Origin of the sequence: Streptococcus sp. NSJ-72 (assembly GCF_014334035.1) — a bacterium.
Taxonomy (GTDB): Bacteria; Bacillota; Bacilli; order Lactobacillales; family Streptococcaceae; genus Streptococcus; species Streptococcus constellatus.
Window position 1 is genome coordinate 313,568 of sequence record NZ_CP060489.1, and the last position, 22,409, is coordinate 335,976.

Here is a 22,409-nt window from a genome sequence, read left to right on the forward strand (position 1 = left end):
TCAAAATAATGCCACTTTTTCTACATTTTTGAGCAAATGGCGAAAAACTTGTATAATGGAGCATATCTGTTTAAAAAATTTAGCATTTCCGATATAATAAACAGAACAAAGGGAGGTGAAGCAGGTGTATTGTGTGATTGAAATGTATGGCAAAGATGAGCCTTGGTGGTTTTTTGATGACTGGGAAGCTAATATCGTATCTATACAACATTTTGATGACTATTATACTGCTTTAAAGTATTATAAGCGCCAATGGCTGAAGTTGGTAGCTGCTTTTCCTTTCTATAAAAGTCGAAGTGATTTAATGTCCATTTTTTGGGATGCAGAAGATTTGCGCTGGTGTGAAGAATGTAGTGATTCTGTCCAGCAATACCATTCTCTCGCTTTATTGGAAAATGATGGTGTCATTCCTAAAGAGAAATGGAGACCGGGCTATAATAAACAAAATAGTGAAGAGAAACATCGTGCTTGCTCTCTAACGTTTAAATAATTTACAAAATGGTGATTTTTCATCATTTTTTTATTTTCTTCTGCGAATAATATAAAGTGAGGAGGAGATATGGTTCAAAACATTGCACAGGCTATTATTTGTCAAGCTAAGGAAGAACGAGCACAGGACATTTATTTTGTTCCGAAGGAAAATGTTTACGAGTTGTATATGCGAATTGGAGATGAACGCCGTTTTATACGCAATTATGAATTTGAAGAGCTAGCTGCTGTAATCAGTCATTTCAAGTTTACTGCTGGGATGAATGTGGGAGAAAAACGTCGCAGTCAGCTGGGCTCTTGTGATTATCAATATAGTGACAAGAAAACGTCGCTACGGTTGTCAACAGTAGGGGATTACCGTGGATATGAAAGCCTGGTGATTCGTCTATTGCATGATGAAGAAGCAGAGCTGAAGTTTTGGTTTGCTCAAATTCCGGAGTTGAAAGAACGTTTCAAACAGCGAGGGCTTTACCTTTTTTCAGGACCGGTAGGAAGTGGTAAAACTACTCTCATGCACCAGTTGGCTCAAGAGCGTTTTGCCGATCAGCAAATCATGTCAATTGAAGATCCGGTTGAAATCAAACAAGCAGGGATGTTACAGCTGCAGCTGAACGAAGCGATTGGTTTAACTTATGAAAGTTTGATAAAACTTTCTCTTCGGCATCGACCGGATTTATTGATTATCGGAGAGATTCGTGATGCGGAGACAGCACGGGCAGTTGTTCGAGCTAGCTTAACGGGAGTGACTGTTTTTTCAACTATTCATGCTAAAAGCGTACGAGGTGTCTATGAACGGTTGCTGGAGTTGGGAGTGACAGAAGCAGAGCTGAAAATTGTTTTGCAAGGAATTTGCTACCAACGGTTAATTGCGAAAGGAGGAATAGTGGATTTTGTCAGTGAAAGGTATCAAGAGCATGAGCCAAGTGACTGGAATAAGCAGATTGATCAGCTTTATGCAGCAGGACATATCACTTTTGAGCAGGCAGAAACGGAAAAAATTATCCATAGGTAGGCAGAAAAAAGTCGTAGAGTTGCTGAATAATCTTTTTTCTAGTGGCTTTCATTTAGCAGAAATGATTGATTTTTTGAAGCGGAGTGCCCTGCTAGAAAAAACCTATGTAGAAAAGATGAAAGAGGGTTTAGCAACAGGAAAACCTTTTTCAGAAATTATGGCTAGTTTAGGATTTTCAGATAGTGTTGTCACCCAGCTTTCACTGGCAGAGCTACATGGGAATCTCTCACTCAGCCTGACTAAGATTGAGGAATACTTGGAAAATGTCTCAAAAGTCAAGAAAAAGTTAATTGAGGTAGCCACTTATCCATTCATTTTACTTATTTTTTTAGTATTCATTATGTTAGGGCTGCGCAATTATTTACTTCCGCAGTTAGAACGCCAAAATAGTGCAACGCAGCTGATTAGTCAGTTGCCGCAAATTTTTCTGGGTTCATTAGGAGTAGTCCTTGTTTTGTTAGCGATAGGTTTTTATTGGTTTAGAAAAAGCTCAAAAATAGTAGTGTTTAGCTTCTTGGCTCGACTTCCTTTTTGTGGAACTTTTATTCAAGCGTATTTGACAGCTTATTATGCGCGCGAATGGGGAAATATGATTGGTCAAGGTTTAGAACTCAGTCAGATTTTTCAGATGATGCAAGGGCAACGCTCTGCTATGTTTCAAGAAATTGGAAAAGACTTAGAAGTTGCGCTGCAAAATGGTCAGGAATTTTCCCAAGTGGTTAAACACTACCCGTTTTTTAAAAAGGAATTGGGTTTGATAATTGAATACGGTGAAGTGAAATCCAAATTAGGGTGTGAATTAGAAGTTTATGCTCAAAAAACGTGGGAGAAGTTTTTTAGTCGGATCAATCAAGCTATGAACTTAGTGCAGCCGCTTGTCTTTGTTTTTGTGGCACTGGTTATTGTTTTATTGTATGCAGCCATGTTGCTGCCAATTTATCAAAATATGGAGGTTCAGTTATGAAAAAAATTAAAAATATAAAGGTAAAAGCTTTCACTTTGGTGGAAATGTTAGTGGTGCTTCTAATCATCAGTGTTTTGATGCTTTTGTTTGTTCCGAATTTGACCAAACAAAAAGAAGCTGTAACGGAAAAAGGAAATGCAGCTGTTGTGAAGGTTGTCGAAAGTCAGGCAGAGCTTTTTGAAGTGAATCATACTAATGAAAAAGCGACGCTTTCAAAATTAGTCAGTGAAGGAACTATTACAGACAAGCAAGCAGCATCATACAAGGCTTATTATGCAAAACATACAAAAGAAGCTCGCACAGTTGCAGATTAAAGGTTTTACGCTTTTGGAAAGTTTGCTGACCTTATTTATGACGAGTCTCTTATTGCTTGCTGTGTCAGGTTCAGTACGTTCATCGTTTGAGCAAGTAGAACAGCAAATTTTCTTTCTAGAGTTTGAGCATTTTTATCGGGAAAGTCAGAAGTTGAGTAGTGCAGCTCAAAGTCAGTTGGACATGAATTTTTCTCGCGAGAGGATTTCCAATGGTTACAGCTATTTGGCAGTTCCTCGCTCGATTCAGGCTCCGGAAGACCTGACACTTCATTTTGACAAGGCAGGCGGTAATTCATCGCTCGGAAAGGTTATCTTTCAGACAAATAAGCAAACAATTACGTATCAATTATATCTAGGAAATGGAAAATTTAAGAAAACAATGCGTTAGAGGAACGATTTTATTAGAAGCTTTATTGGCATTGGCTGTTTTTGCGTTTATTGTGACCTTGTTATTGGGGCAGCTCCATCAGTCTCGACAGACAGAAAATGATTTGCTGAAAAAAGAAGAAGTTCTAAGAGTGGCTAATATGGCATTACAAACAAAGCAAAGCCATTTAACAATAAACGGTATTGAAGTTCGTGTTGAAAAAAGTCAACAAGGCATCCAGATTTATCATGGGAAGGAGCTGATTGTCGGTGTTCAAGGCAAATAAAGTGAAAGCTTTTACACTTTTAGAGGCTCTGGTTGCCCTCTTTGTAATCAGCGGGAGTGTGCTATTATTTCAATCGATGACGCGTCTTCTGGCTTCGGAGGTCCGAGCTCGACAACACAGTGAACAACGAGAATGGCTTTTGTTTGCCCATCAATTAGAAGCGGAATTGATTCGTTCTTCATTTGAAAAAGTGGAGAATAATCGTTTATACATGAAGCAGGACGGTAAGACGATTGCATTTGGAAAGTCAAGTGGACAAGATTTCAGAAAAACCAATGCAAATGGGAAAGGCTATCAGCCTATGATTTATAATGTGAAAAAAGCAGAAATCTCACAGAAAAATGAGCTGATTCATATCAGAATGACATTTAAGCGAGGATTGGAAAGGGAGTTCGTCTATCGTGTGGAAACAAAGAGTTAAAGCAGGTATTATGCTCTATGCCCTTTTTATAACAGCCGTCTTTAGCTTACTTTTGCAATTTTACCTTCATCGGCAAACTGCAAATCACAGGAATTTCACCCTAAACCGAGAGCGAATACAGGCTTATGCAATGGCAGCTGTAGCAAATGAAAATCCTAAACAAAGGAATTTTGAACAGGGGTATGTGCAAGATCAGAAAGATGAGAAAGAGTTCATCCTGACAGTAACAATGAACACTGGTCGCCGTTATCAATTTCGCTTCCCACTTATGCATTCCAATCAAACCAATGACAATTTAGACGAATAAGTGAGAATAGAACTAGATGTGAGCAACTGAGGACTCGCTCGCAAAAAGAGATAAATTTTGGTATGATAGGGAGTGGAGGATACTATGAATTTTGAAAAAATAGAACAGGCTTATTCGCTTTTGTTAGAGAATGTCCAGGAGCTCCAAAATACTCTTTTGACGAATTTTTATGATGCTTTGGTCGAGCAAAATGGGGTTTATCTGGATGGAAATACAGAGCTAGCTATTGTCAAAAAAAATAATGAAACACTTAAATCTTTGAAATTAGATAAAGAAGAATGGCGACGAGCATACCAATTTTTGCTGATGAAAGCGGCTCAAACAGAGCCTTTGCAAGCTAATCATCAATTTACTCCGGATTCTATTGGTTTTATCGTAACATTTCTCATTGACCAATTGAGTAATAAAGAACATATTGATGTGTTGGAAATTGGTAGTGGAATGGGAAATTTGGCAGAAACCATTCTCAATAATACAAATAAAAATGTGGATTATCTAGGGCTGGAATTGGACGATCTGCTAATTGATATATCAGCCAGTATCGCAGATGTGATGGATGCAAAAGTTAGTTTTGTGCAAGGTGATGCGGTGCGCCCACAAGTATTGAAAGAAAGCGATGTGATTATCAGTGATTTACCAGTTGGCTTTTATCCTGATGATAACATTGCGACGCGCTATGAAGTGGCTAGTAGACAGGAGCATACTTATGCTCATCATTTGTTAATGGAACAATCGCTCAAGTATCTCAAATCGGATGGTTATGCTATTTTCCTTGCACCAAATGATTTACTGACTAGCACACAAAGTGATTTATTAAAAAATTGGTTGCAGAAGCATGCACAAATAGTTGCAATGATTGCGTTACCAGAGTCTCTTTTTGGAAATGCAGCATACGCTAAAACAATTTTTGTACTGAAAAAGCAAGATGAACAAACTGTCCAACCATTTGTTTATGCTTTATCTGATTTGCAGAATCAAGCGGATTTATTGACATTTAGCGAAAAGTTTCAAAATTGGAGCCAAGAAAGTGAAATTTAAACAAGTTTTTGATATAATAAATGAAAACGCTTAAAAGAGGTAATTTATGTCAAAAACAATTTCAATCAATGCCGGAAGTTCTAGTCTAAAATGGCAATTATACGAAATGCCAGCTGAAAAGGTCATCGCTAAGGGGTTAATTGAGCGAATTGGTCTCAAAGATTCCATTTCAACGGTCAAATTTGATGGTCGTGCGGAGAAACAAATTTTAGATATTGATGACCACACACAAGCTGTTAAAATTTTGTTAGATGATTTAATGCGCTTTGATATTATTAAAGCCTATGATGAAATCACAGGTGTCGGTCATCGTGTCGTTGCAGGTGGTGAATATTTTAAAGAATCTGCACTTGTGGATAGCGAAGAAGTGATTCAAAAAGTAGAAGAATTAGCGCTTCTTGCACCACTTCATAACAAAGCAAATGCAGCAGGAATTCGTGCATTTAAAGAATTGTTGCCAGACATTACAAGTGTCGTTGTGTTTGATACGTCATTTCATACAACAATGCCTGAAAAAGCTTACCGTTATCCATTGCCAACTAAATATTATACTGAAAACAAAGTGCGTAAATATGGTGCGCATGGAACAAGTCATCAGTATGTTGCCAAGGAAGCCGCTAAAGTGCTTGGCAAACCGCTTGAAGATCTGAAACTAATTACTTGCCATATTGGGAATGGTGCTTCTATTACAGCAGTCAAAGGTGGTCAATCTGTTGACACTTCAATGGGCTTTACTCCGCTAGGTGGCGTGATGATGGGAACTCGCACAGGGGATATTGATCCAGCGATTATTCCTTATCTGATGGAGCATACAGAAGATTTGAATACGCCGGAAGATATTAATCGTATTTTAAATCGTGAGTCAGGTCTCTTAGGGGTATCTGAGAAATCCAGCGACATGCGTGATATTCATGCCGCTATGCGCGCTGGTGATGCCAAAGCACAGTTGGCGAATGACATCTTTGTTGATCGTATTCAAAAATATATTGGTCAGTATCTGGCTGTTTTAAACGGAGCAGATGCCATTATCTTTACCGCTGGAATTGGTGAGAATTCTGTGACGATTCGTCGATTAGTTATTGAGGGAATTTCTTGGTTTGGTTGTGAACTTGACCCAGAAAAGAATGTTTTTGGTAATTATGGAGATATTTCAATGCCAGATTCCAAGGTTCGAGTGCTGGTTATTCCAACGGATGAAGAATTGGTTATTGCTCGTGATGTTGAACGATTTAAAAATCAAAAATGAAATGTTAAAAGATTGAACCTAGAGCAATCATATGGAAGAAAAGGCTGGTTTTATCCAGTCTTTTTGTTTCTAGTTATGAAGTAGCGGATTATTTAGATCACAGATTGAATGTTCAATAGACTATGCCCAAAGTATACTTTGATGTTGTAAAGAAAACGTTTAGAGCAGATTACTTTTTTGTTTATAGAAGACAACTAAATTTGCTTTTGGAGTCTCTTGGTTGCACCGCCTTTCTTTTTTGAACTATACCAATTTTATTGTTGACAAATTCACAATAAAATTATATACTGACTTAGCTTGTTTTGTATAGCTATTATTAGACTATACCAATTTAAAAAATCAAAGAAGGAGATGGCAGACTTCTGAAAGTCGTTTGCTAGAAAGAATAGTATGTGTGGAATTGTCGGAGTTGTTGGAAATCGGAATGCAACAGATATTTTAATGCAGGGTCTAGAAAAATTAGAATACCGGGGATATGATTCAGCGGGAATTTTTGTGACAAATGGGAAAACATCTAGCTTAGTCAAATCGGTTGGTCGTATTGCCGACCTTCGTTCAAAAATCGGGATTGATGTAGCTGGAACGGCTGGTATTGGGCATACACGTTGGGCAACGCACGGAAAACCAAGTGAAAGCAATGCGCATCCGCATACGTCTCAAACTGAACGCTTTGTTTTAGTGCATAATGGTGTTATCGAAAATTACCTAGATATTAAGAATACGTATCTTGCTGAACATGATTTGAAGGGTCAGACAGATACAGAAATTGCGGTTCACTTGATTGGAAAATTTGTTGAAGAGGACGGACTCTCAGTACTAGATGCTTTTAAAAAAGCGCTCCACATCATTGAAGGTTCCTATGCTTTTGCTTTAATGGATGCAGAGGATGCAGACGTGATCTATGTGGCGAAAAATAAATCACCGCTCTTAATTGGCCTAGGAGAAGGCTACAATATGGTCTGTTCGGATGCTATGGCGATGATTCGTGAAACCAGCGAATACATGGAAATTCATGATAAAGAACTGGTAATTGTGACCGCTGACAGCGTAGAAGTACAGGACTACGACGGGAATCCAATTGAGCGCGATAGTTATACTGCGGAACTTGATTTATCAGATATTGGCAAAGGCACTTATCCTTACTATATGCTCAAAGAAATTGATGAGCAGCCAACAGTGATGCGTAAGTTGATTCAAGGATATACAGACGATAATGATCAAGTAGTTGTCGATCCAGCTATTATAAACGCTGTTCAAGAGGCTGATCGGTTGTATATTTTAGCGGCTGGAACTTCTTATCATGCTGGATTTGCAACCAAGCGGATGCTAGAAGAATTGACGGACACACCTGTGGAATTAGGGATTTCTTCAGAATGGGGCTACAGATGGCCATTACTGAGCAAGAAACCAATGTTTATCCTGATTAGCCAATCTGGTGAGACGGCCGATAGCCGTCAAGTTTTGGTTAAAGCCAATGCTATGGGAATCCCAAGCTTGACTGTAACCAATGTACCAGGTTCCACTTTGTCTCGTGAAGCGACTCATACAATGTTGCTGCATGCTGGACCAGAAATTGCTGTTGCTTCAACTAAGGCTTATACGGCACAGATTGCGACTCTGGCTTTTCTAGCAAAAGCAGTTGGAGATGCCAATGCCAATGAAAAAGCAAAACAGTTTGATTTAGTGCATGAATTATCCATTGTGGCGCAAGCCATTGAGGCTACGCTATCTGAAAAAGACAGTATTGACGAAAAAGTACATGAGTTACTCGCAACAACACGCAATGCTTTCTATATCGGTCGAGGACAAGACTATTATGTTGCTATGGAAGCCAGCCTAAAATTAAAAGAAATTTCCTATATCCAGTGTGAAGGATTTGCTGCTGGAGAGTTAAAACATGGAACGATTTCTTTGATTGAAGACGGTACGCCAGTAATAACCTTGATTTCTTCCGATGAGCAATTGGCCAGTCATACTCGCGGCAATGTATCAGAAGTTGTGGCGCGTGGTGCAAATGTTTTGACCGTTGTAGAAGAAAATGTAGCAAAAGAAGGGGACGATATTGTTTTAATGTCTGTTCATCCATATCTGTCACCAATTTCTATGGTCGTGCCGACACAGTTGATTGCTTATTTTGCAACTTTGCATCGCGGTTTAGATGTAGATAAACCACGAAACCTTGCTAAATCTGTTACAGTAGAATAAAAAGAAGAATCATCGAGAAAGTACTTGGTGATTTTTTGTAGCATTGACATAAAGTAAAAAAGTTAATTTTGGTGAAATTGTGGAAAATGAAATTAGAAAAACTATTGTTAAGATTATAGTTCAAAATATCAAAAATTATGTAATTTTTTACAAAAATCTATTGACTTTTTGTTTGGAACACTGTATAATTACAATTGTAAACGGAAAGAGATAAAATCCGTTACACTCGCCAAAACAAGATGAATTTCTAGAGGTATTTTGCTAAAAGAATTTCATCTCTATTTTGGGAGATAATAAAAATTATGTAAACTATTAAACTGCCTTTGATAAATATAAATCCAAAAGATAGAGTTGCTCACTTTGTCTTATATTTTAAGCAGTTTCAAAAATTATGTAAAACATAAGCGAGGTGCAGATATGAATAATAACTATAACAACTTTGATAATATGGATGATCTTTTCAATCAATTGATGGGAAGAATGGGCGGTTTTAACAGTGAAAATCGGCGTTATCTTATCAATGGACGTGAAGTGACACCGGAAGAATTTGCACAATATCGTGCAACAGGTAAATTACCGAAGCAAGTAGCGGAAGGTCAGACATCACAAATGCAGGGGCAAGCAGGTGGACTCAAACAAGATGGTATTTTAGCGAAGTTAGGGCGTAATTTGACAGAAGAAGCGCGTCAAGATATGTTAGATCCTGTTATTGGACGCAATAAGGAAATTCAAGAAACGGCTGAAATCCTTTCTCGGCGGACGAAAAACAATCCAGTATTAGTCGGAGATGCTGGAGTTGGTAAGACTGCAGTTGTCGAAGGTTTAGCGCAAGCGATTGTTAATGGAGATGTTCCTGCAGCCATTAAGAATAAAGAGATTGTTTCTATTGATATTTCTGGTTTAGAAGCAGGGACACAGTATCGTGGTAGTTTTGAAGAAAATATTCAAAATTTAGTATCTGAAGTGAAAGAGGCTGGCAATATCATTCTCTTCTTTGATGAAATTCATCAAATTCTCGGCGCTGGAAGCACAGGCGGTGATAGTGGATCAAAAGGTCTAGCAGATATTTTGAAACCGGCTTTATCTCGTGGTGAACTGACAGTTATCGGTGCGACGACTCAGGATGAATATCGAAATACCATTTTGAAGAATGCAGCTTTAGCTCGTCGTTTCAATGAAGTAAAAGTCAATGCTCCATCTGCAGAAGATACTTACAAGATTTTGCAAGGAATTCGTGATTTATACGAAAAACACCACAATGTCATCTTGCCAGATGAAGTGTTAAAAGCTGCCGTGGACTTTTCTATTCAATATATTCCACAACGCAGCTTGCCAGATAAAGCGATTGACCTAGTGGATGTGACAGCGGCTCATTTAGCAGCTCAACATCCTGTTACAGATGTGCATACAGTGGAACGTGAAATTGCAGAGCAAAAGAAAAAGCAAGAAGCTGCGGTTGAAAAAGAAGACTTTGAAACTGCTTTGAATGCCAAGATGCGTATTGAAGAGCTAGAAAAAAAGATTGAAAATCATACGGAAGACATGAAAGTGACTGCAACTGTCAATGATGTAGCCGAATCTGTAGAACGTATGACGGGTATTCCTGTTTCCCAAATGGGGACTAGTGATATTGAACGGTTGAAAGAGATGAATGCGCGATTGAAGACAAAAGTCATTGGACAAAACGAAGCAGTTGAAGCAGTAGCGCGCGCTATTCGTCGGAATCGTGCAGGTTTTGATGAAGGAAATCGTCCGATTGGTAGCTTCCTCTTTGTCGGCCCAACTGGTGTTGGAAAAACAGAGCTAGCGAAGCAATTAGCGCTTGATATGTTTGGTACTAAAGAAGCCATTATCCGTTTGGACATGTCTGAATACTCTGACCGCACGGCTGTGTCGAAGTTGATTGGTACAACAGCTGGTTATGTCGGCTATGATGACAACAGCAATACCTTGACAGAACGTGTTCGTCGGAATCCTTACTCTATCATCTTGCTGGACGAAATTGAAAAAGCCGATCCGCAAGTCATCACGCTGTTACTACAAGTTTTGGATGATGGTCGTTTGACAGATGGGCAAGGAAATACTGTCAATTTTAAGAACACAGTTATTATTGCTACATCAAATGCTGGATTTGGGTATGAAAGCTTTACTGGTGATGAGGAAAAGGATAGGAAGATTATGGATCGCTTAAAACCATACTTCCGCCCAGAATTCTTGAATCGCTTCAATGCAGTCATTGAATTCTCTCATCTTGGTAAAGAGGATTTAGCTGAAATCGTCGACTTGATGTTGGATGAAGTCAACCAAACACTTGCCAAGAAAGACATCACGTTAACAGTAACAGATGCAGCCAAACATTATCTAGCAGAAGAGGGTTATGATGAAGTCATGGGTGTTCGTCCGCTTCGTCGTGTGATTGAGCAACAAATTCGTGATAAAGTAACCGACTTCCATTTGGATCATTTAGATGCGAAACATCTTCTTGCAGATTTGAAAGATGATGAATTAGTTATCGAAGAAGCGAAAGAGCATCAAACTAAAAAATAAACAGAATAGTAACGCCGGAGTGGATTTCCGGCGTTTTTTAAGTGTGCTTAATTTTCAGGTCCAAGAGTGAACAGTTGCTTGTGTAATTCTTGGTCTTTTTGTTACCGCTTACATCTTTTATAATAGACTTAGAAAGAACAAATAAAATAGAAAAAAGGAGAGTTAAAATGAACATCATTTTAAACATTCTGAACTGGTTCTCGCAAAACATTTTGCAGAATCCGGCCTTCTTTGTAGGTCTTTTGGTTCTCATTGGCTATGCGTTATTGAAAAAACCAGCGCATGATGTCTATGCTGGTTTCATCAAAGCGACAGTTGGTTATATGCTGTTGAACGTTGGGGCTGGAGGTTTGGTAACAACTTTCCGTCCGATTTTAGCGGCTCTGAACTTTAAGTTTAAGATTGGTGCAGCGGTAATTGACCCTTACTTTGGATTGACAGCGGCAAATACAAAGATTGCAGAAGAATTTCCAAACTTTGTCGGAGCAGCAACAACAGCACTCTTGATTGGTTTTGGTGTCAACATCCTGCTCGTTGCTCTTCGGAAAATTACGAAAGTACGGACGCTGTTCATTACAGGTCATATCATGGTTCAACAAGCAGCGACCGTTTCATTGATGGTTCTTCTCCTTGTTCCTCAATTGCGTAATAGCTGGGGCGTGCTGGCAATCGGTGTCATCTGTGGACTTTACTGGGCAGTCAGCTCTAATATGACAGTAGAAGCAACACAACGTTTAACTGGTGGCGGTGGTTTTGCGATTGGTCACCAACAACAATTTGCGATTTGGTTTGTGGATAAAGTTGCAGACAAATTTGGCAAGAAAGAAGAAAATCTTGACAATTTGAAGTTGCCAAAATTCTTGTCTATTTTCCATGATACAGTGGTTGCTTCGGCGACGTTGATGTTGGTTTTCTTTGGAGCTATTCTCTTAATTTTGGGTCCGGATATCATGTCCAATGCAAAAGTCATTACATCAGGTACAGTTTACAACCCTGCTAAGCAAGATTTTTACATGTATATCATTCAAACAGCCTTTACTTTCTCAGTTTATCTCTTTGTCTTGATGCAAGGGGTGCGGATGTTTGTAGCAGAATTGACGAATGCCTTCCAAGGTATCTCTAACAAATTGCTTCCTGGTTCATTCCCAGCTGTGGACGTTGCAGCTTCTTATGGTTTTGGTTCACCAAATGCGGTGCTTTCAGGATTTGCTTTTGGCTTAATTGGTCAATTGATTACCATTATGCTCTTAATTATCTTTAAGAATCCAATTCTCATTATCACTGGTTTCGTTCCAGTATTCTTTGATAATGCAGCGATTGCAGTTTATGCGGATAAGCGTGGTGGCTGGAAAGCGGCGGTTATCCTGTCCTTTATTTCAGGTGTATTGCAAGTAGCGCTTGGTGCTCTCTGTGTGGCACTTCTCGGTCTGGCTTCTTACGGTGGTTACCATGGAAATATTGACTTTGAATTCCCTTGGCTTGGTTTTGGTTATCTTTTCAAATATCTTGGCATTGTAGGTTACATTCTTGTTTGTGTATTCTTGCTGATTATTCCACAACTACAATTTGCCAAAGCAAAAGACAAGGAAGCCTACTATCGTGGTGATGTTCAAGCAGAAGAATAAAAATAGATTTAAATATTGGAGGAAAATAATATGGTTAAGGTATTAACAGCGTGCGGAAATGGCATGGGCTCATCTATGGTGATTAAGATGAAAGTAGAAAATGCTCTGCGAAAATTAGGACAAACAGATTTTACCGTCAATTCTTGCAGTGTTGGAGAAGCAAAAAGCCTTGCTTCTGGTTATGATATTGTCATTGCTTCTCTTCATTTGATTCATGAATTGGATGGACGGACAAATGGTAAATTGATTGGTCTGGATAATCTGATGGATGACAAAGAAATTACTGAAAAATTGTCTCAGGTACTAGAGTGATGAGGACGACTGACCTTGTCATAAGATTGATACAATAGGAAAGGATGAGGGGCTTAGAGCAAACGCTCTAGCCTCATTCACTTAACAAGAATAGAACTTGGACGAAAATGTTAGAACGGATAGGAAGCGGTAGTTTCTTTAGAAAAGGACTTTTTCTTATTCTTATAACTGATGAAAGGAAACATGATGAACCTAAAGCAAGCATTGATTGAAAACAACTCCATTCGTTTAGGTCTTTCTGCTTCAACTTGGCAAGAAGCGGTCAAACTTGCTGTTGACCCTTTGATTGAAAGTGGAGCTGTTAAGCCTGAATATTATGATGCTATCATCGAATCCACAGAAGGATATGGTCCTTACTATATTTTGATGCCCGGTATGGCTATGCCGCATGCACGACCAGAAGCTGGTGTTCAAAGAGATGCTTTCTCTTTGGTGACGTTGAAGGAGCCTGTAACTTTCTCGGACGGAAAAGGCGTGAGTGTTTTGTTAGCTCTTGCAGCAACGAGTTCAAAAATTCATACGAGTGTTGCAATTCCACAAATCATTGCTCTTTTTGAATTGGAAAATTCTATTAATCGTTTGTTAGCTTGTCAAACAGAAGCAGAAGTTCTAGCTTTGATTGATGAGTCAAAAAATAGTCCTTATTTAGAAGGATTGGATTTAGATAGTTAGTAAATGGTTGTGTTTCAATATATTAGAAAATAGAAAGTGAGAAAATGATGTCAAAACATATTCCAAATTTACAAGTTGCACTGGATCATTCCGATTTGCAAGGAGCTATTAAAGCAGCTGTCTCGGTAGGTCATGAAGTAGATGTTATTGAAGCAGGAACAGTTTGCCTCTTGCAAGTCGGCAGTGAGTTGGTAGAAGTGCTGCGTAGTTTATTTCCTGATAAAATCATCGTAGCTGACACTAAATGTGCTGACGCTGGTGGGACAGTTGCTAAAAATAATGCCGTACGCGGTGCGGATTGGATGACTTGCATTTGTTGTGCGACGATTCCAACCATGAAAGCAGCCCTGAAAGCTATACAAGAAGAACGCGGTGAACGCGGTGAAATTCAGATTGAGCTCTACGGTGATTGGACTTATGAGCAAGCTCAGACTTGGTTGGATGCTGGTATCTCGCAAGCCATTTATCACCAATCACGCGATGCCCTTCTTGCCGGCGAAACTTGGGGTGAAAAAGATCTCAATAAAGTTAAGAAATTGATTGAAATGGGTTTCCGTGTGTCTGTGACAGGTGGTTTGAATGTGGATACACTCAAACTCTTTGAAGGAGTGGATGTTTTTACCTTTATTGCTGGACGCGGTATAACAGAAGCTGAAAATCCAGCAGCAGCAGCGCGTGCTTTCAAAGACGAAATCAAGCGAATCTGGGGGTAAGCTATGGTACGTCCAATTGGAATTTATGAAAAGGCGACACCGAAGCATTTTTCTTGGCAAGAACGGTTAGAATTTGCCAAAGAAATGGGCTTTGATTTTGTGGAAATGTCGGTTGATGAGTCAGATGCTCGGCTGGCACGTCTCACTTGGTCCAAAAAAGAACGTCTAGAGCTTGTCAAAGCCATCTATGATACCGGTGTGCGGATTCCCAGCATATGCTTTAGCGGTCATCGGCGTTATCCATTAGGCTCAAACAATCCTGAACTAGAAGCCAAATCGCTTGAAACGATGAAACAATGTATCGAATTAGCACAGGATTTAGGCGTGCGGGTCATTCAATTAGCCGGCTATGATGTTTATTATGAAGAAAAATCGTCTGAAACACGCGTTCGTTTCTTAAAAAATCTGCGACGAGCATGTGATTGGGCTGAGCAGGCGCAGGTCATGCTGGCGATTGAAATTATGGATGACCCATTTATCAACAGCATTGAAAAATATCTGGCTGTGGCGAAAGAAATCAATTCGCCTTATCTCTTTGTCTATCCAGATACAGGTAATGTTTCTGCTTGGCATAATGACCTCTGGAGTGAATTTTACCTTGGTCATCAGGCAATTGCTGCGCTGCACTTAAAAGATACCTATGCCGTGACGGAGCATTCTAAAGGGCAATTTCGAGATGTACCTTTTGGCAAAGGTTGTGTCAACTGGGAAGAAATGTTTGCCGTTTTGAAAAAAACCAACTACCAAGGACCGTTTTTGATTGAAATGTGGTCTGAAAATTGTGAAACGGTGGAAGAAACCAAAGCAGCTATCAAAGAAGCGCAGGATTTCCTTTATCCACTCATTGAGAAAGCAGGGTTATGAGAATGTTAGTACCAGAATTACGAGAACGTGTCTATAAAGCCAATATGGAGCTTCCAGAGCACGGATTAGTGAAGTTTACTTGGGGAAATGTTTCGGCGATTGACCGCGAGAAAGGTTTGATTGCCATCAAACCTTCTGGTGTGGCGTATGAAAATCTATCTCCAGAAAATATGGTTGTGACAGATTTGGATGGCAATATTGTCGAAGGTGATCTCAATCCGTCATCAGATTTGCCGACGCATGTTGAGTTGTATAAAGCATTCCTAGAGGTTGGCGGTATTGTCCATACGCACTCGACAGAAGGTGTGGCTTGGGCTCAAGCAGGACGTGATATTCCTTGTTATGGCACGACGCATGCTGACACTTTCTACGGTGCTATTCCTTGCGCTCGTGCTTTGACAACTGAAGAAATCAATGGCGAGTATGAAAAAGAAACTGGTAAAGTCATTGTTGAAGAATTTGCCAAGCGTGGCTTAGATCCACTCGCAGTAGCAGGTGTAACCGTCCGCAACCACGGACCATTTGCTTGGGGGAAGGATGAAAAGTCTGCTGTTTATAATGCAGTTGTACTTGAAGAAGCTGCTCGCATGGCACGCTATACGGAAGCTATCAATCCAACTGTTGCAGAAGTACCGCAAGAGCTCAAAGATAAGCATTACCTGCGGAAACATGGCAAGAATGCTTACTACGGACAGAAAAAGTAAGAACGACGATAAGAAACCTATCAAGGGGTGGAACGATTACTATGATTCAGAGTGTCATGGTTGGCAGTTCCACACCCTGCTTTTCTCATTCTGCTTCCGCAACAAACTCAAAGATAACCAAAATAACAGATGGACTCGTTTCAATCTCGTAGGAAGATGTGTGAAAAGATGTTATAATAATTTACAGTCCCTTTCAAGGAGTAAATGATGATACTATTGGACCAGACAAGTTGTGACTTACTAAGATACCTCATTCAGTTGAAAGAGCCAGAAACGATTATGACGATTTCACGGGCAACCAATCAATCACGGAGGAAGATTTATTATCATTTGGAAAAAATCAATGACGCTTTGGCAGAGGTTGGTGAAATGATTAGCAGTCGTCCGAGGGTAGGGATTGTCTTAACTGCACAGCAAAAGGAATTATGCCAATCCTTGCTGGAAGGAGTCGATTCTTATAGTTATGTCATGAGCATGACCGAGCGCATGCAGTTGACTGTTCTGTATATTTGTGTTGCAAACAAGCGTGTCACCATTGAAAAACTGATGGAATTGACCGAGGTGTCTCGGAATACCGTTCTTAATGATTTGAATGAAATCCGCAATCAGTTAGCTTCAGAGCAGTATCAAGTCAACCTTACATCCACAAAAGCGCAAGGATATCTTTTGAAATGTCATCCACTCAATAAAATCCAATATGTACATTCTCTCTTGTATCACATTTTTGCAGAGGGAAATCATAGTTTTGTTACGATTTTAACAAAGAAGATAAGGAATTTTGTTGGTGATGAGATTCTTCTGTCGGATGATTTACAAGACTTTCTTAACCAAAGGGTACAAGATGTAGAGCAAGACTTAGGTAAGAAAATCAATCGCCATGAAATCAAATTTATGTTGCAAGTCTTGCCATATCTTCTGTTGAGTTGTCGAAATATGGCTTTAAGTGAGGAAGAACAGGAAGATTTGAAGCGTGAGTTTACCTTGATTCGCAAGCGGATTGAATATCAAGCAGCTAAACATTTGAATAACAATTTAGGGGCGACATTTGGCTTGAAACTAAATGATATTGAGATTTCACTCTTAACTGTTCTTTTGCTTTCTTACCGGAAAGATCGGGATATTCATGCAACCAGTCAAGATTTTGTCCAATTAAAAGAAGCGATTGATGAGTTTATCTGGCGTTTTGAAGTTAGTTCGCACTTTGAAATTGAAAATAAAGAAGATTTGTTGCGGAATTTATTGACGCATTGCAAAGCTCTACTATTTCGTAAAACCTACGGTATTCTGTCTAAAAATCCATTGACACGACAGATCAAGGAAAAATATGCAGATTTGTTTGCAGTCACTAAGTCTTGTTCTGTGATTTTAGAGGAAGCTTGGCTTATTTCATTAACCGATGATGAAGTTGCTTACCTTGCCTTGCACATGGGTGGATTCTTAAAACATAATCGTGCTGAAAAACAAGATGCCAAACGGATTTATTTAGTCTGTGATGAAGGAGTAGCTGTGCAGAAATTGCTACTCAAACAGTGCTTGTATCATTTACCAAATGAAAATTTAAGTGCTGTTTTTACGACAGAACAATTCAAAAGCGTCGAAGACATTTTAGATGTGGATTTATTAATTACGACAAATGACGGCTTGGAAACCACTCTGCCAACGATCCAGGTTCAGCCCATTTTGGATTACGAGGACGTATTGAATATTACTTCTTTTGTCAAAGATCAAGCTCTTTCGACTAAAGGAGTACGATTTAGTCAAGAGTTAGAGCACCTTTTAGCGTCTTACATCAAAGATTCAGCTCGGACACAAGAGCTGAAAAATAAAATTCAAAAACTTGTAAACGAAGAATTATTATCAACTTCAACGGAAGAATGAAAGAATGGATGACTAGCTAGGGATAGAATTCCCGGCTTTTTTAGGTACTAAAAATAGTCCAATCTTGAACACAGCCTTGTGTTTTATTTGGTCTTTTTTTCTCTCTTAGAGCAGCTTATACTAAAGATAGAAATATAACATTATCTTGAGGAGGAACGATCATGCCAAACGTAAACGAAATTACTCGGGAATCTTGGATTTTAAGTACTTTCCCAGAATGGGGCACTTGGCTTAACGAAGAAATTGAAGCAGAAGTAGTGCCTGAAGGTAACTTTGCTATGTGGTGGTTAGGGAATTGTGGTGTTTGGATTAAGACGCCAGGCGGAGCTAATGTGGTCATGGATCTTTGGTCTAACCGCGGAAAATCAACTAAAAAGGTCAAAGATATGGTGCGGGGACATCAAATGGCAAATATGGCAGGCGTACGTAAATTGCAGCCAAATCTGCGTGTGCAGCCAATGGTGATTGATCCATTTATGATTAATGAGTTGGACTATTATCTGGTATCGCATTTTCACAGTGACCATATTGATATCAATACTGCAGCAGCGATTATCAACAATCCGAAATTGAATCATGTTAAATTTGTCGGACCTTATGAATGTGGCGAAATCTGGAAAAAATGGGGTGTCCCAGAAGAACGTATCATCGTGATTAAACCCGGCGAAAGTTTTGAGTTTAAAGATATTAAAGTATCAGCTGTGGAATCTTTCGACCGAACTTGCTTGGTAACACTTCCAGTTGATGGTGCTGATGCCCAAGATGGTGAACTGAAAGGTCTGCCTGTAACAGATGAAGAAATGGCGCGTAAAGCAGTCAATTATATTTTTGAAACGCCAGGTGGTACAATTTATCATGGTGCAGATTCGCACTTCTCAAATTATTTTGCCAAACACGGAAAAGATTTCAAGATTGATGTGGCTATTAATAACTATGGTGATAACCCAATCGGTATTCAAGATAAGATGACTTCGATTGATTTGCTTCGTATGGCTGAAAACCTTCGTGCCAAAGTTATTATTCCAGTTCATTATGATATTTGGTCTAACTTCATGGCTTCAACGGACGAGATTTTAGCCTTGTGGAAGATGCGTAAAGAGCGCCTTCAATATCAATTCCATCCATTCATCTGGGAAGTCGGTGGTAAATATACCTATCCGCAAGACAAAGACAGGATTGAATATCATCACCCACGTGGCTTTGATGATTGCTTTGAGCATGATTCAAACATTCAATTTAAAGCTTTACTATAAAAAAATTAAGTGGGAATTATCCGTATACATTGCGATATGCGGATAATTTTCATATAATAGAGGATGGAATGTTATCGTTTTCCAAATGATTAATAGCGTATCTTTGTTAAAGATAAGTGCTTATATAAAAAGGAGAGTTCAATGTCAAATTTATCTGTCAATGCCATTCGTTTTTTAGGAATTGATGCCATTGAAAAATCAAAATCTGGTCACCCAGGTGTTGTCATGGGCGCAGCTCCGATGGCTTATGACTTGTTTACCAAGCAAATGCGCATCAATCCAGAAGTGCCAAATTGGATCAATCGCGATCGTTTTGTTTTGTCAGCAGGGCATGGGTCTATGTTGCTCTATGCTTTGCTTCATTTATCAGGTTTTAAAGATGTCACAATGGAAGAAATCAAGAACTTCCGTCAATGGGGTTCTAAAACGCCTGGGCATCCCGAATTTGGACATACTGCTGGTGTAGATGCGACAACTGGTCCACTTGGTCAAGGAATTTCTATGGCAACTGGTTTTGCACAAGCAGAACGTTTTTTAGCAGCAAAATACAATCGTGAAGGCTATAATATCTTTGACCACTATACGTATGTTATCTGTGGTGATGGGGATTTGATGGAAGGTGTATCTAGCGAAGCGGCTTCTTACGCTGGTCTGCAAAAATTAGATAAACTCATTGTTCTCTATGACTCCAACGATATTAATCTGGATGGAGAAACCAAGGATTCCTTTACAGAAAGCGTTCGGGCACGTTATGATGCTTATGGTTGGCATACTGCTTTGGTTAAAGATGGGACAGACTTAGAAGCAATCAATGCAGCGATTGAAGCTGCAAAAGTTTCTGGTAAACCTTCCTTAATTGAAGTGAAAACAGTGATTGGTTATGGTTCGCCAAATAAACAGGGAACTAATGCCGTTCATGGAGCTCCTCTTGGTGCGGAAGAAGTAGCCGCTACTCGCAAAGCTCTTACATGGGATTACGAACCGTTTGAAATTCCTGAAGAAGTCTACGAAGATTATCGGGTCAATGTAGCAGAGCGCGGGAAAGCTGCTTATGATGCTTGGGTAAAACTTGTTGAAGCATACAAACAAGCCTATCCTGACTTAGCTGATGAAGTAGCTGCTGTTATTGCGGGACAAGATCCAGTTGAGATCAAGCCAGAAGATTTCCCAGTAGTAGAAACAGGCTTCTCGCAAGCTACTCGTAATTCTAGTCAAGATGCTTTGAATGCAGCAGCTAAAGTTCTTCCAACTTTCCTTGGCGGCTCTGCTGACCTAGCTCATTCTAATATGACTTATATCAAAGAAGATGGCTTGCAAGATGATGCCCATCGCCTTAACCGCAACATTCAATTCGGTGTACGTGAATTTGCTATGGGAACTATTTTAAATGGTATGGCACTTCACGGAGGGCTTCGTGTTTACGGTGGTACATTCTTTGTTTTCTCAGATTATGTTAAAGCAGCCGTTCGTTTGTCAGCTCTTCAAGGTTTACCGGTGACCTATGTCTTTACCCATGATTCGATTGCAGTCGGTGAAGATGGACCTACTCATGAACCAATTGAGCATTTAGCTGGACTTCGTGCTATTCCGAATCTCACTGTTTTCCGTCCAGCGGATGCGCGTGAAACACAGGCGGCTTGGTACCTGGCACTGAAAAGTAAAACAACTCCAACGGCGTTGGTTCTTACTCGTCAAAACTTGACTGTTGAAGCTGAAACTGACTTTAACAAGGTAGCAAAAGGCGCTTATGTGGTGTATGAAACAGTAGGTGGTTTTGATACAATTCTTCTTGCATCTGGTTCTGAAGTCAACTTAGCTGTTGCAGCTGCAAAAGAGTTGGAAGTACAAGGGGAAAAAGTTCGCGTTGTCAGTGTACCATCAACAGACATCTTTGATGCACAAGACGTTGCTTACAAAGAAGAAATTCTACCAAATGCAGTCCGCCGCCGTGTTGCCATTGAAATGGCTGCAACCCAATCTTGGTACAAATATGTTGGACTTGACGGTTCTGTTATCGGTATTGATAAATTCGGTGCTTCTGCTCCAGCAGCTAAAGTAATGAAAGAGTACGGTTTCACAGTTGAACATATCGTTGAGGTTGTGAAAAACTTGAAATAAAATCTCGAAAATCGAGGTGAGATTGCCTCGATTTTTTGTTTGTGAAAGTGGTATAATAAAAGCAGGGAACCTCTTACATAAGGAGTGGATAAATGACAAACGAAGAAAAGATTTATCAAGTATTGGAAGATTTGCATATTGCTTATGAGCGTCTAGATCATGAACCAATTTCTTCAGTGATTGAAGCGGCTGAAAAAGGAATTGTTTTGCCAGGACAGCAGGTGAAAAATCTCGTGTTGAAAAGTAAAAAAGGACGACAATTTTATTTAGTCATTTTGCGCGACGAGAAAAGAGCAAACATTAAACATTTGGCAGAAGTCTTAGATGAAAAACGGTTATCTTTTGCTAATGACAAGGAACTAGAGGAGCTTTTGCAAGTAGAGCCAGGTGCAGTCACACCTTTTGGGCTGCTTTTTGATAAGGAAAAGAAAGTTCAGCTTATTGTGGACGAGGAAGTCGATCCTAGTTTAACCGTTGGTTTTCATCCATTTGTAAATAGTACCACGCTCAACATTGCTTATAGCGATTTTCTTCGTTTGTTGGAAAAAACAGGTCATGAAGTAAAGAGAGTTAATTGCTAATCTCAGCCTTGAGATAGAGTTTTGTACAATCAATGGAACTGTCTTGTAAATCTCTTTAAAATCTGCTATAGTAGATAATATATGAAATCTAAAGGAGACTAAAATGGGTAACGGTTTTTCAATTTTAATTATGTTGGTTGTGATGATGGGCTTGATGTTCTTCATGCAACGTTCTCAAAAGAAACAAGCAGATAAACGGATGGAAAGCTTGAATAAATTACAAAAAGGATATGAAGTTATTACAATTGGTGGTTTGTATGGTACGGTTGATGAAGTCGATACTGAAAAGAAAACAGTTGTCCTTGATGTAGATGGTATTTACTTGACGTTTGAATTAACTGCTATCAAAACTGTATTGCCGCTGACAGAGGGAATCACAGCAGTTGCAGGAGCTGATGGAAGCGTTGAGATGTCAGAAGATTCAGCTATCGAAGAATAAAATAGCAACTACAATAATGCAGAACAGCCTTTCGGCTGTTTTGTTCGTTTAGGG

At 39.4% G+C, this 22,409-nt stretch carries 23 protein-coding genes; all 23 read left to right on the forward strand.

Features of this window, described 5'->3' with window-relative positions; all coding sequences use genetic code 11:
• Positions 1-124: 124 nt before the first annotated feature.
• The 23 genes from H8787_RS01645 to yajC all read left to right on the forward strand — a co-directional run bounded on the left by H8787_RS01645 (position 125) and on the right by yajC (position 22,355).
• Positions 125-490, forward strand: coding sequence for a DUF1033 family protein (locus H8787_RS01645; RefSeq protein WP_126441775.1), 366 nt, complete (start codon positions 125-127; stop codon positions 488-490).
• A gap of 69 nt (positions 491-559) precedes the next feature.
• Positions 560-1,501 carry a competence type IV pilus ATPase ComGA gene (gene comGA / locus H8787_RS01650; protein ID WP_037598168.1) on the forward strand — a complete coding sequence of 314 codons (942 nt, stop codon included), beginning with the start codon at positions 560-562 and terminating at the stop codon, positions 1,499-1,501.
• Positions 1,443-2,465 carry a competence type IV pilus assembly protein ComGB gene (gene comGB / locus H8787_RS01655; protein ID WP_048800655.1) on the forward strand — a complete coding sequence of 341 codons (1,023 nt, stop codon included), beginning with the start codon at positions 1,443-1,445 and terminating at the stop codon, positions 2,463-2,465. Before comGA ends, comGB begins: the two co-directional genes overlap by 59 nt.
• The gene (gene comGC, locus H8787_RS01660; RefSeq protein ID WP_006269985.1) at positions 2,462-2,779 is read left to right on the forward strand and encodes a competence type IV pilus major pilin ComGC; all 318 of its coding nucleotides are present in this window, start codon (positions 2,462-2,464) and stop codon (positions 2,777-2,779) included. Before comGB ends, comGC begins: the two co-directional genes overlap by 4 nt.
• Entirely contained in the window at positions 2,739-3,167 is a 429-nt protein-coding gene (gene comGD / locus H8787_RS01665) for a competence type IV pilus minor pilin ComGD (RefSeq protein WP_181877616.1), read from the forward strand. Before comGC ends, comGD begins: the two co-directional genes overlap by 41 nt.
• Positions 3,139-3,432, forward strand: coding sequence for a competence type IV pilus minor pilin ComGE (gene comGE, locus H8787_RS01670; protein WP_115263522.1), 294 nt, complete (start codon positions 3,139-3,141; stop codon positions 3,430-3,432). Before comGD ends, comGE begins: the two co-directional genes overlap by 29 nt.
• The gene (gene comGF, locus H8787_RS01675; RefSeq protein ID WP_003035329.1) at positions 3,416-3,853 is read left to right on the forward strand and encodes a competence type IV pilus minor pilin ComGF; all 438 of its coding nucleotides are present in this window, start codon (positions 3,416-3,418) and stop codon (positions 3,851-3,853) included. Before comGE ends, comGF begins: the two co-directional genes overlap by 17 nt.
• Complete coding sequence (gene comGG / locus H8787_RS01680; protein ID WP_003070783.1) at positions 3,834-4,160, forward strand: competence type IV pilus minor pilin ComGG; 327 nt, start codon at positions 3,834-3,836, stop codon at positions 4,158-4,160. The genes comGF and comGG overlap by 20 nt, the downstream gene beginning before the upstream one ends.
• A gap of 84 nt (positions 4,161-4,244) precedes the next feature.
• Positions 4,245-5,198: a class I SAM-dependent methyltransferase gene (locus tag H8787_RS01685; RefSeq protein WP_187328095.1), complete on the forward strand. Its 954-nt coding sequence runs from the start codon at positions 4,245-4,247 to the stop codon at positions 5,196-5,198.
• Positions 5,199-5,244: 46 nt separating this feature from the next.
• Positions 5,245-6,444, forward strand: coding sequence for an acetate kinase (locus tag H8787_RS01690; protein ID WP_003070781.1), 1,200 nt, complete (start codon positions 5,245-5,247; stop codon positions 6,442-6,444).
• Between the two features lie 390 nt (positions 6,445-6,834).
• Complete coding sequence (gene glmS, locus H8787_RS01695) at positions 6,835-8,649, forward strand: glutamine--fructose-6-phosphate transaminase (isomerizing) (protein ID WP_187328096.1); 1,815 nt, start codon at positions 6,835-6,837, stop codon at positions 8,647-8,649.
• A 417-nt stretch (positions 8,650-9,066) separates the two neighbouring features.
• The gene (locus H8787_RS01700) at positions 9,067-11,196 is read left to right on the forward strand and encodes an ATP-dependent Clp protease ATP-binding subunit (RefSeq protein WP_150202404.1); all 2,130 of its coding nucleotides are present in this window, start codon (positions 9,067-9,069) and stop codon (positions 11,194-11,196) included.
• Positions 11,197-11,363: 167 nt separating this feature from the next.
• A complete protein-coding gene (locus tag H8787_RS01705; protein WP_003070775.1) occupies positions 11,364-12,821 on the forward strand; it encodes a PTS ascorbate transporter subunit IIC in 1,458 nt (485 codons plus the stop codon).
• 30 nt (positions 12,822-12,851) lie between these two features.
• Positions 12,852-13,133: a PTS sugar transporter subunit IIB gene (locus tag H8787_RS01710; RefSeq protein ID WP_003032305.1), complete on the forward strand. Its 282-nt coding sequence runs from the start codon at positions 12,852-12,854 to the stop codon at positions 13,131-13,133.
• 186 nt (positions 13,134-13,319) lie between these two features.
• A complete protein-coding gene (locus H8787_RS01715) occupies positions 13,320-13,805 on the forward strand; it encodes a PTS sugar transporter subunit IIA (RefSeq protein WP_006269994.1) in 486 nt (161 codons plus the stop codon).
• A gap of 47 nt (positions 13,806-13,852) precedes the next feature.
• Positions 13,853-14,518, forward strand: coding sequence for a 3-keto-L-gulonate-6-phosphate decarboxylase UlaD (locus tag H8787_RS01720; RefSeq protein WP_003032302.1), 666 nt, complete (start codon positions 13,853-13,855; stop codon positions 14,516-14,518).
• A 3-nt stretch (positions 14,519-14,521) separates the two neighbouring features.
• On the forward strand, positions 14,522-15,382 hold the full coding sequence (locus H8787_RS01725; RefSeq protein ID WP_187328097.1) for an L-ribulose-5-phosphate 3-epimerase: 861 nt from the start codon (positions 14,522-14,524) through the stop codon (positions 15,380-15,382).
• Between the two features lie 2 nt (positions 15,383-15,384).
• A complete protein-coding gene (locus tag H8787_RS01730; protein WP_003070771.1) occupies positions 15,385-16,086 on the forward strand; it encodes an L-ribulose-5-phosphate 4-epimerase in 702 nt (233 codons plus the stop codon).
• 207 nt (positions 16,087-16,293) lie between these two features.
• Positions 16,294-17,964, forward strand: a complete 1,671-nt coding sequence (locus H8787_RS01735; protein WP_003070769.1) for a BglG family transcription antiterminator — start codon at positions 16,294-16,296, stop codon at positions 17,962-17,964.
• A 161-nt stretch (positions 17,965-18,125) separates the two neighbouring features.
• Positions 18,126-19,217, forward strand: a complete 1,092-nt coding sequence (gene ulaG / locus H8787_RS01740) for an L-ascorbate 6-phosphate lactonase (RefSeq protein ID WP_187328098.1) — start codon at positions 18,126-18,128, stop codon at positions 19,215-19,217.
• 141 nt (positions 19,218-19,358) lie between these two features.
• Positions 19,359-21,335 (forward strand): transketolase, encoded by a 1,977-nt coding sequence (tkt, locus tag H8787_RS01745; protein WP_187328099.1) that lies wholly within the window; start codon positions 19,359-19,361, stop codon positions 21,333-21,335.
• A 92-nt stretch (positions 21,336-21,427) separates the two neighbouring features.
• Positions 21,428-21,916 (forward strand): prolyl-tRNA synthetase associated domain-containing protein, encoded by a 489-nt coding sequence (locus H8787_RS01750; RefSeq protein ID WP_187328100.1) that lies wholly within the window; start codon positions 21,428-21,430, stop codon positions 21,914-21,916.
• A gap of 103 nt (positions 21,917-22,019) precedes the next feature.
• Positions 22,020-22,355 (forward strand): preprotein translocase subunit YajC, encoded by a 336-nt coding sequence (yajC, locus tag H8787_RS01755; protein WP_119056711.1) that lies wholly within the window; start codon positions 22,020-22,022, stop codon positions 22,353-22,355.
• The last annotated feature ends 54 nt before the right edge of the window (positions 22,356-22,409 follow it).

Excerpts from the sequence above, each read along its gene's own strand:
- comGC (WP_006269985.1), top strand. The coding sequence starts at position 2,462 with ATGAAAAAAATTAAAAATATAAAGGTAAAAGCTTTCACTTTGGTGGAA.
- H8787_RS01730 (WP_003070771.1), top strand. The coding sequence starts at position 15,385 with ATGTTAGTACCAGAATTACGAGAACGTGTCTATAAAGCCAATATGGAG.
- H8787_RS01690 (WP_003070781.1), top strand. The coding sequence starts at position 5,245 with ATGTCAAAAACAATTTCAATCAATGCCGGAAGTTCTAGTCTAAAATGG.
- comGD (WP_181877616.1), top strand. The coding sequence starts at position 2,739 with ATGCAAAACATACAAAAGAAGCTCGCACAGTTGCAGATTAAAGGTTTT.
- H8787_RS01715 (WP_006269994.1), top strand. The coding sequence starts at position 13,320 with ATGAACCTAAAGCAAGCATTGATTGAAAACAACTCCATTCGTTTAGGT.
- H8787_RS01725 (WP_187328097.1), top strand. The coding sequence starts at position 14,522 with ATGGTACGTCCAATTGGAATTTATGAAAAGGCGACACCGAAGCATTTT.
- H8787_RS01735 (WP_003070769.1), top strand. The coding sequence starts at position 16,294 with ATGATACTATTGGACCAGACAAGTTGTGACTTACTAAGATACCTCATT.
- H8787_RS01720 (WP_003032302.1), top strand. The coding sequence starts at position 13,853 with ATGTCAAAACATATTCCAAATTTACAAGTTGCACTGGATCATTCCGAT.
- H8787_RS01710 (WP_003032305.1), top strand. The coding sequence starts at position 12,852 with ATGGTTAAGGTATTAACAGCGTGCGGAAATGGCATGGGCTCATCTATG.
- glmS (WP_187328096.1), top strand. The coding sequence starts at position 6,835 with ATGTGTGGAATTGTCGGAGTTGTTGGAAATCGGAATGCAACAGATATT.
- comGE (WP_115263522.1), top strand. The coding sequence starts at position 3,139 with ATGGAAAATTTAAGAAAACAATGCGTTAGAGGAACGATTTTATTAGAA.
- comGA (WP_037598168.1), top strand. The coding sequence starts at position 560 with ATGGTTCAAAACATTGCACAGGCTATTATTTGTCAAGCTAAGGAAGAA.
- tkt (WP_187328099.1), top strand. The coding sequence starts at position 19,359 with ATGTCAAATTTATCTGTCAATGCCATTCGTTTTTTAGGAATTGATGCC.
- H8787_RS01700 (WP_150202404.1), top strand. The coding sequence starts at position 9,067 with ATGAATAATAACTATAACAACTTTGATAATATGGATGATCTTTTCAAT.
- comGB (WP_048800655.1), top strand. The coding sequence starts at position 1,443 with ATGCAGCAGGACATATCACTTTTGAGCAGGCAGAAACGGAAAAAATTA.
- H8787_RS01750 (WP_187328100.1), top strand. The coding sequence starts at position 21,428 with ATGACAAACGAAGAAAAGATTTATCAAGTATTGGAAGATTTGCATATT.
- H8787_RS01685 (WP_187328095.1), top strand. The coding sequence starts at position 4,245 with ATGAATTTTGAAAAAATAGAACAGGCTTATTCGCTTTTGTTAGAGAAT.
- ulaG (WP_187328098.1), top strand. The coding sequence starts at position 18,126 with ATGCCAAACGTAAACGAAATTACTCGGGAATCTTGGATTTTAAGTACT.
- H8787_RS01705 (WP_003070775.1), top strand. The coding sequence starts at position 11,364 with ATGAACATCATTTTAAACATTCTGAACTGGTTCTCGCAAAACATTTTG.
- yajC (WP_119056711.1), top strand. The coding sequence starts at position 22,020 with ATGGGTAACGGTTTTTCAATTTTAATTATGTTGGTTGTGATGATGGGC.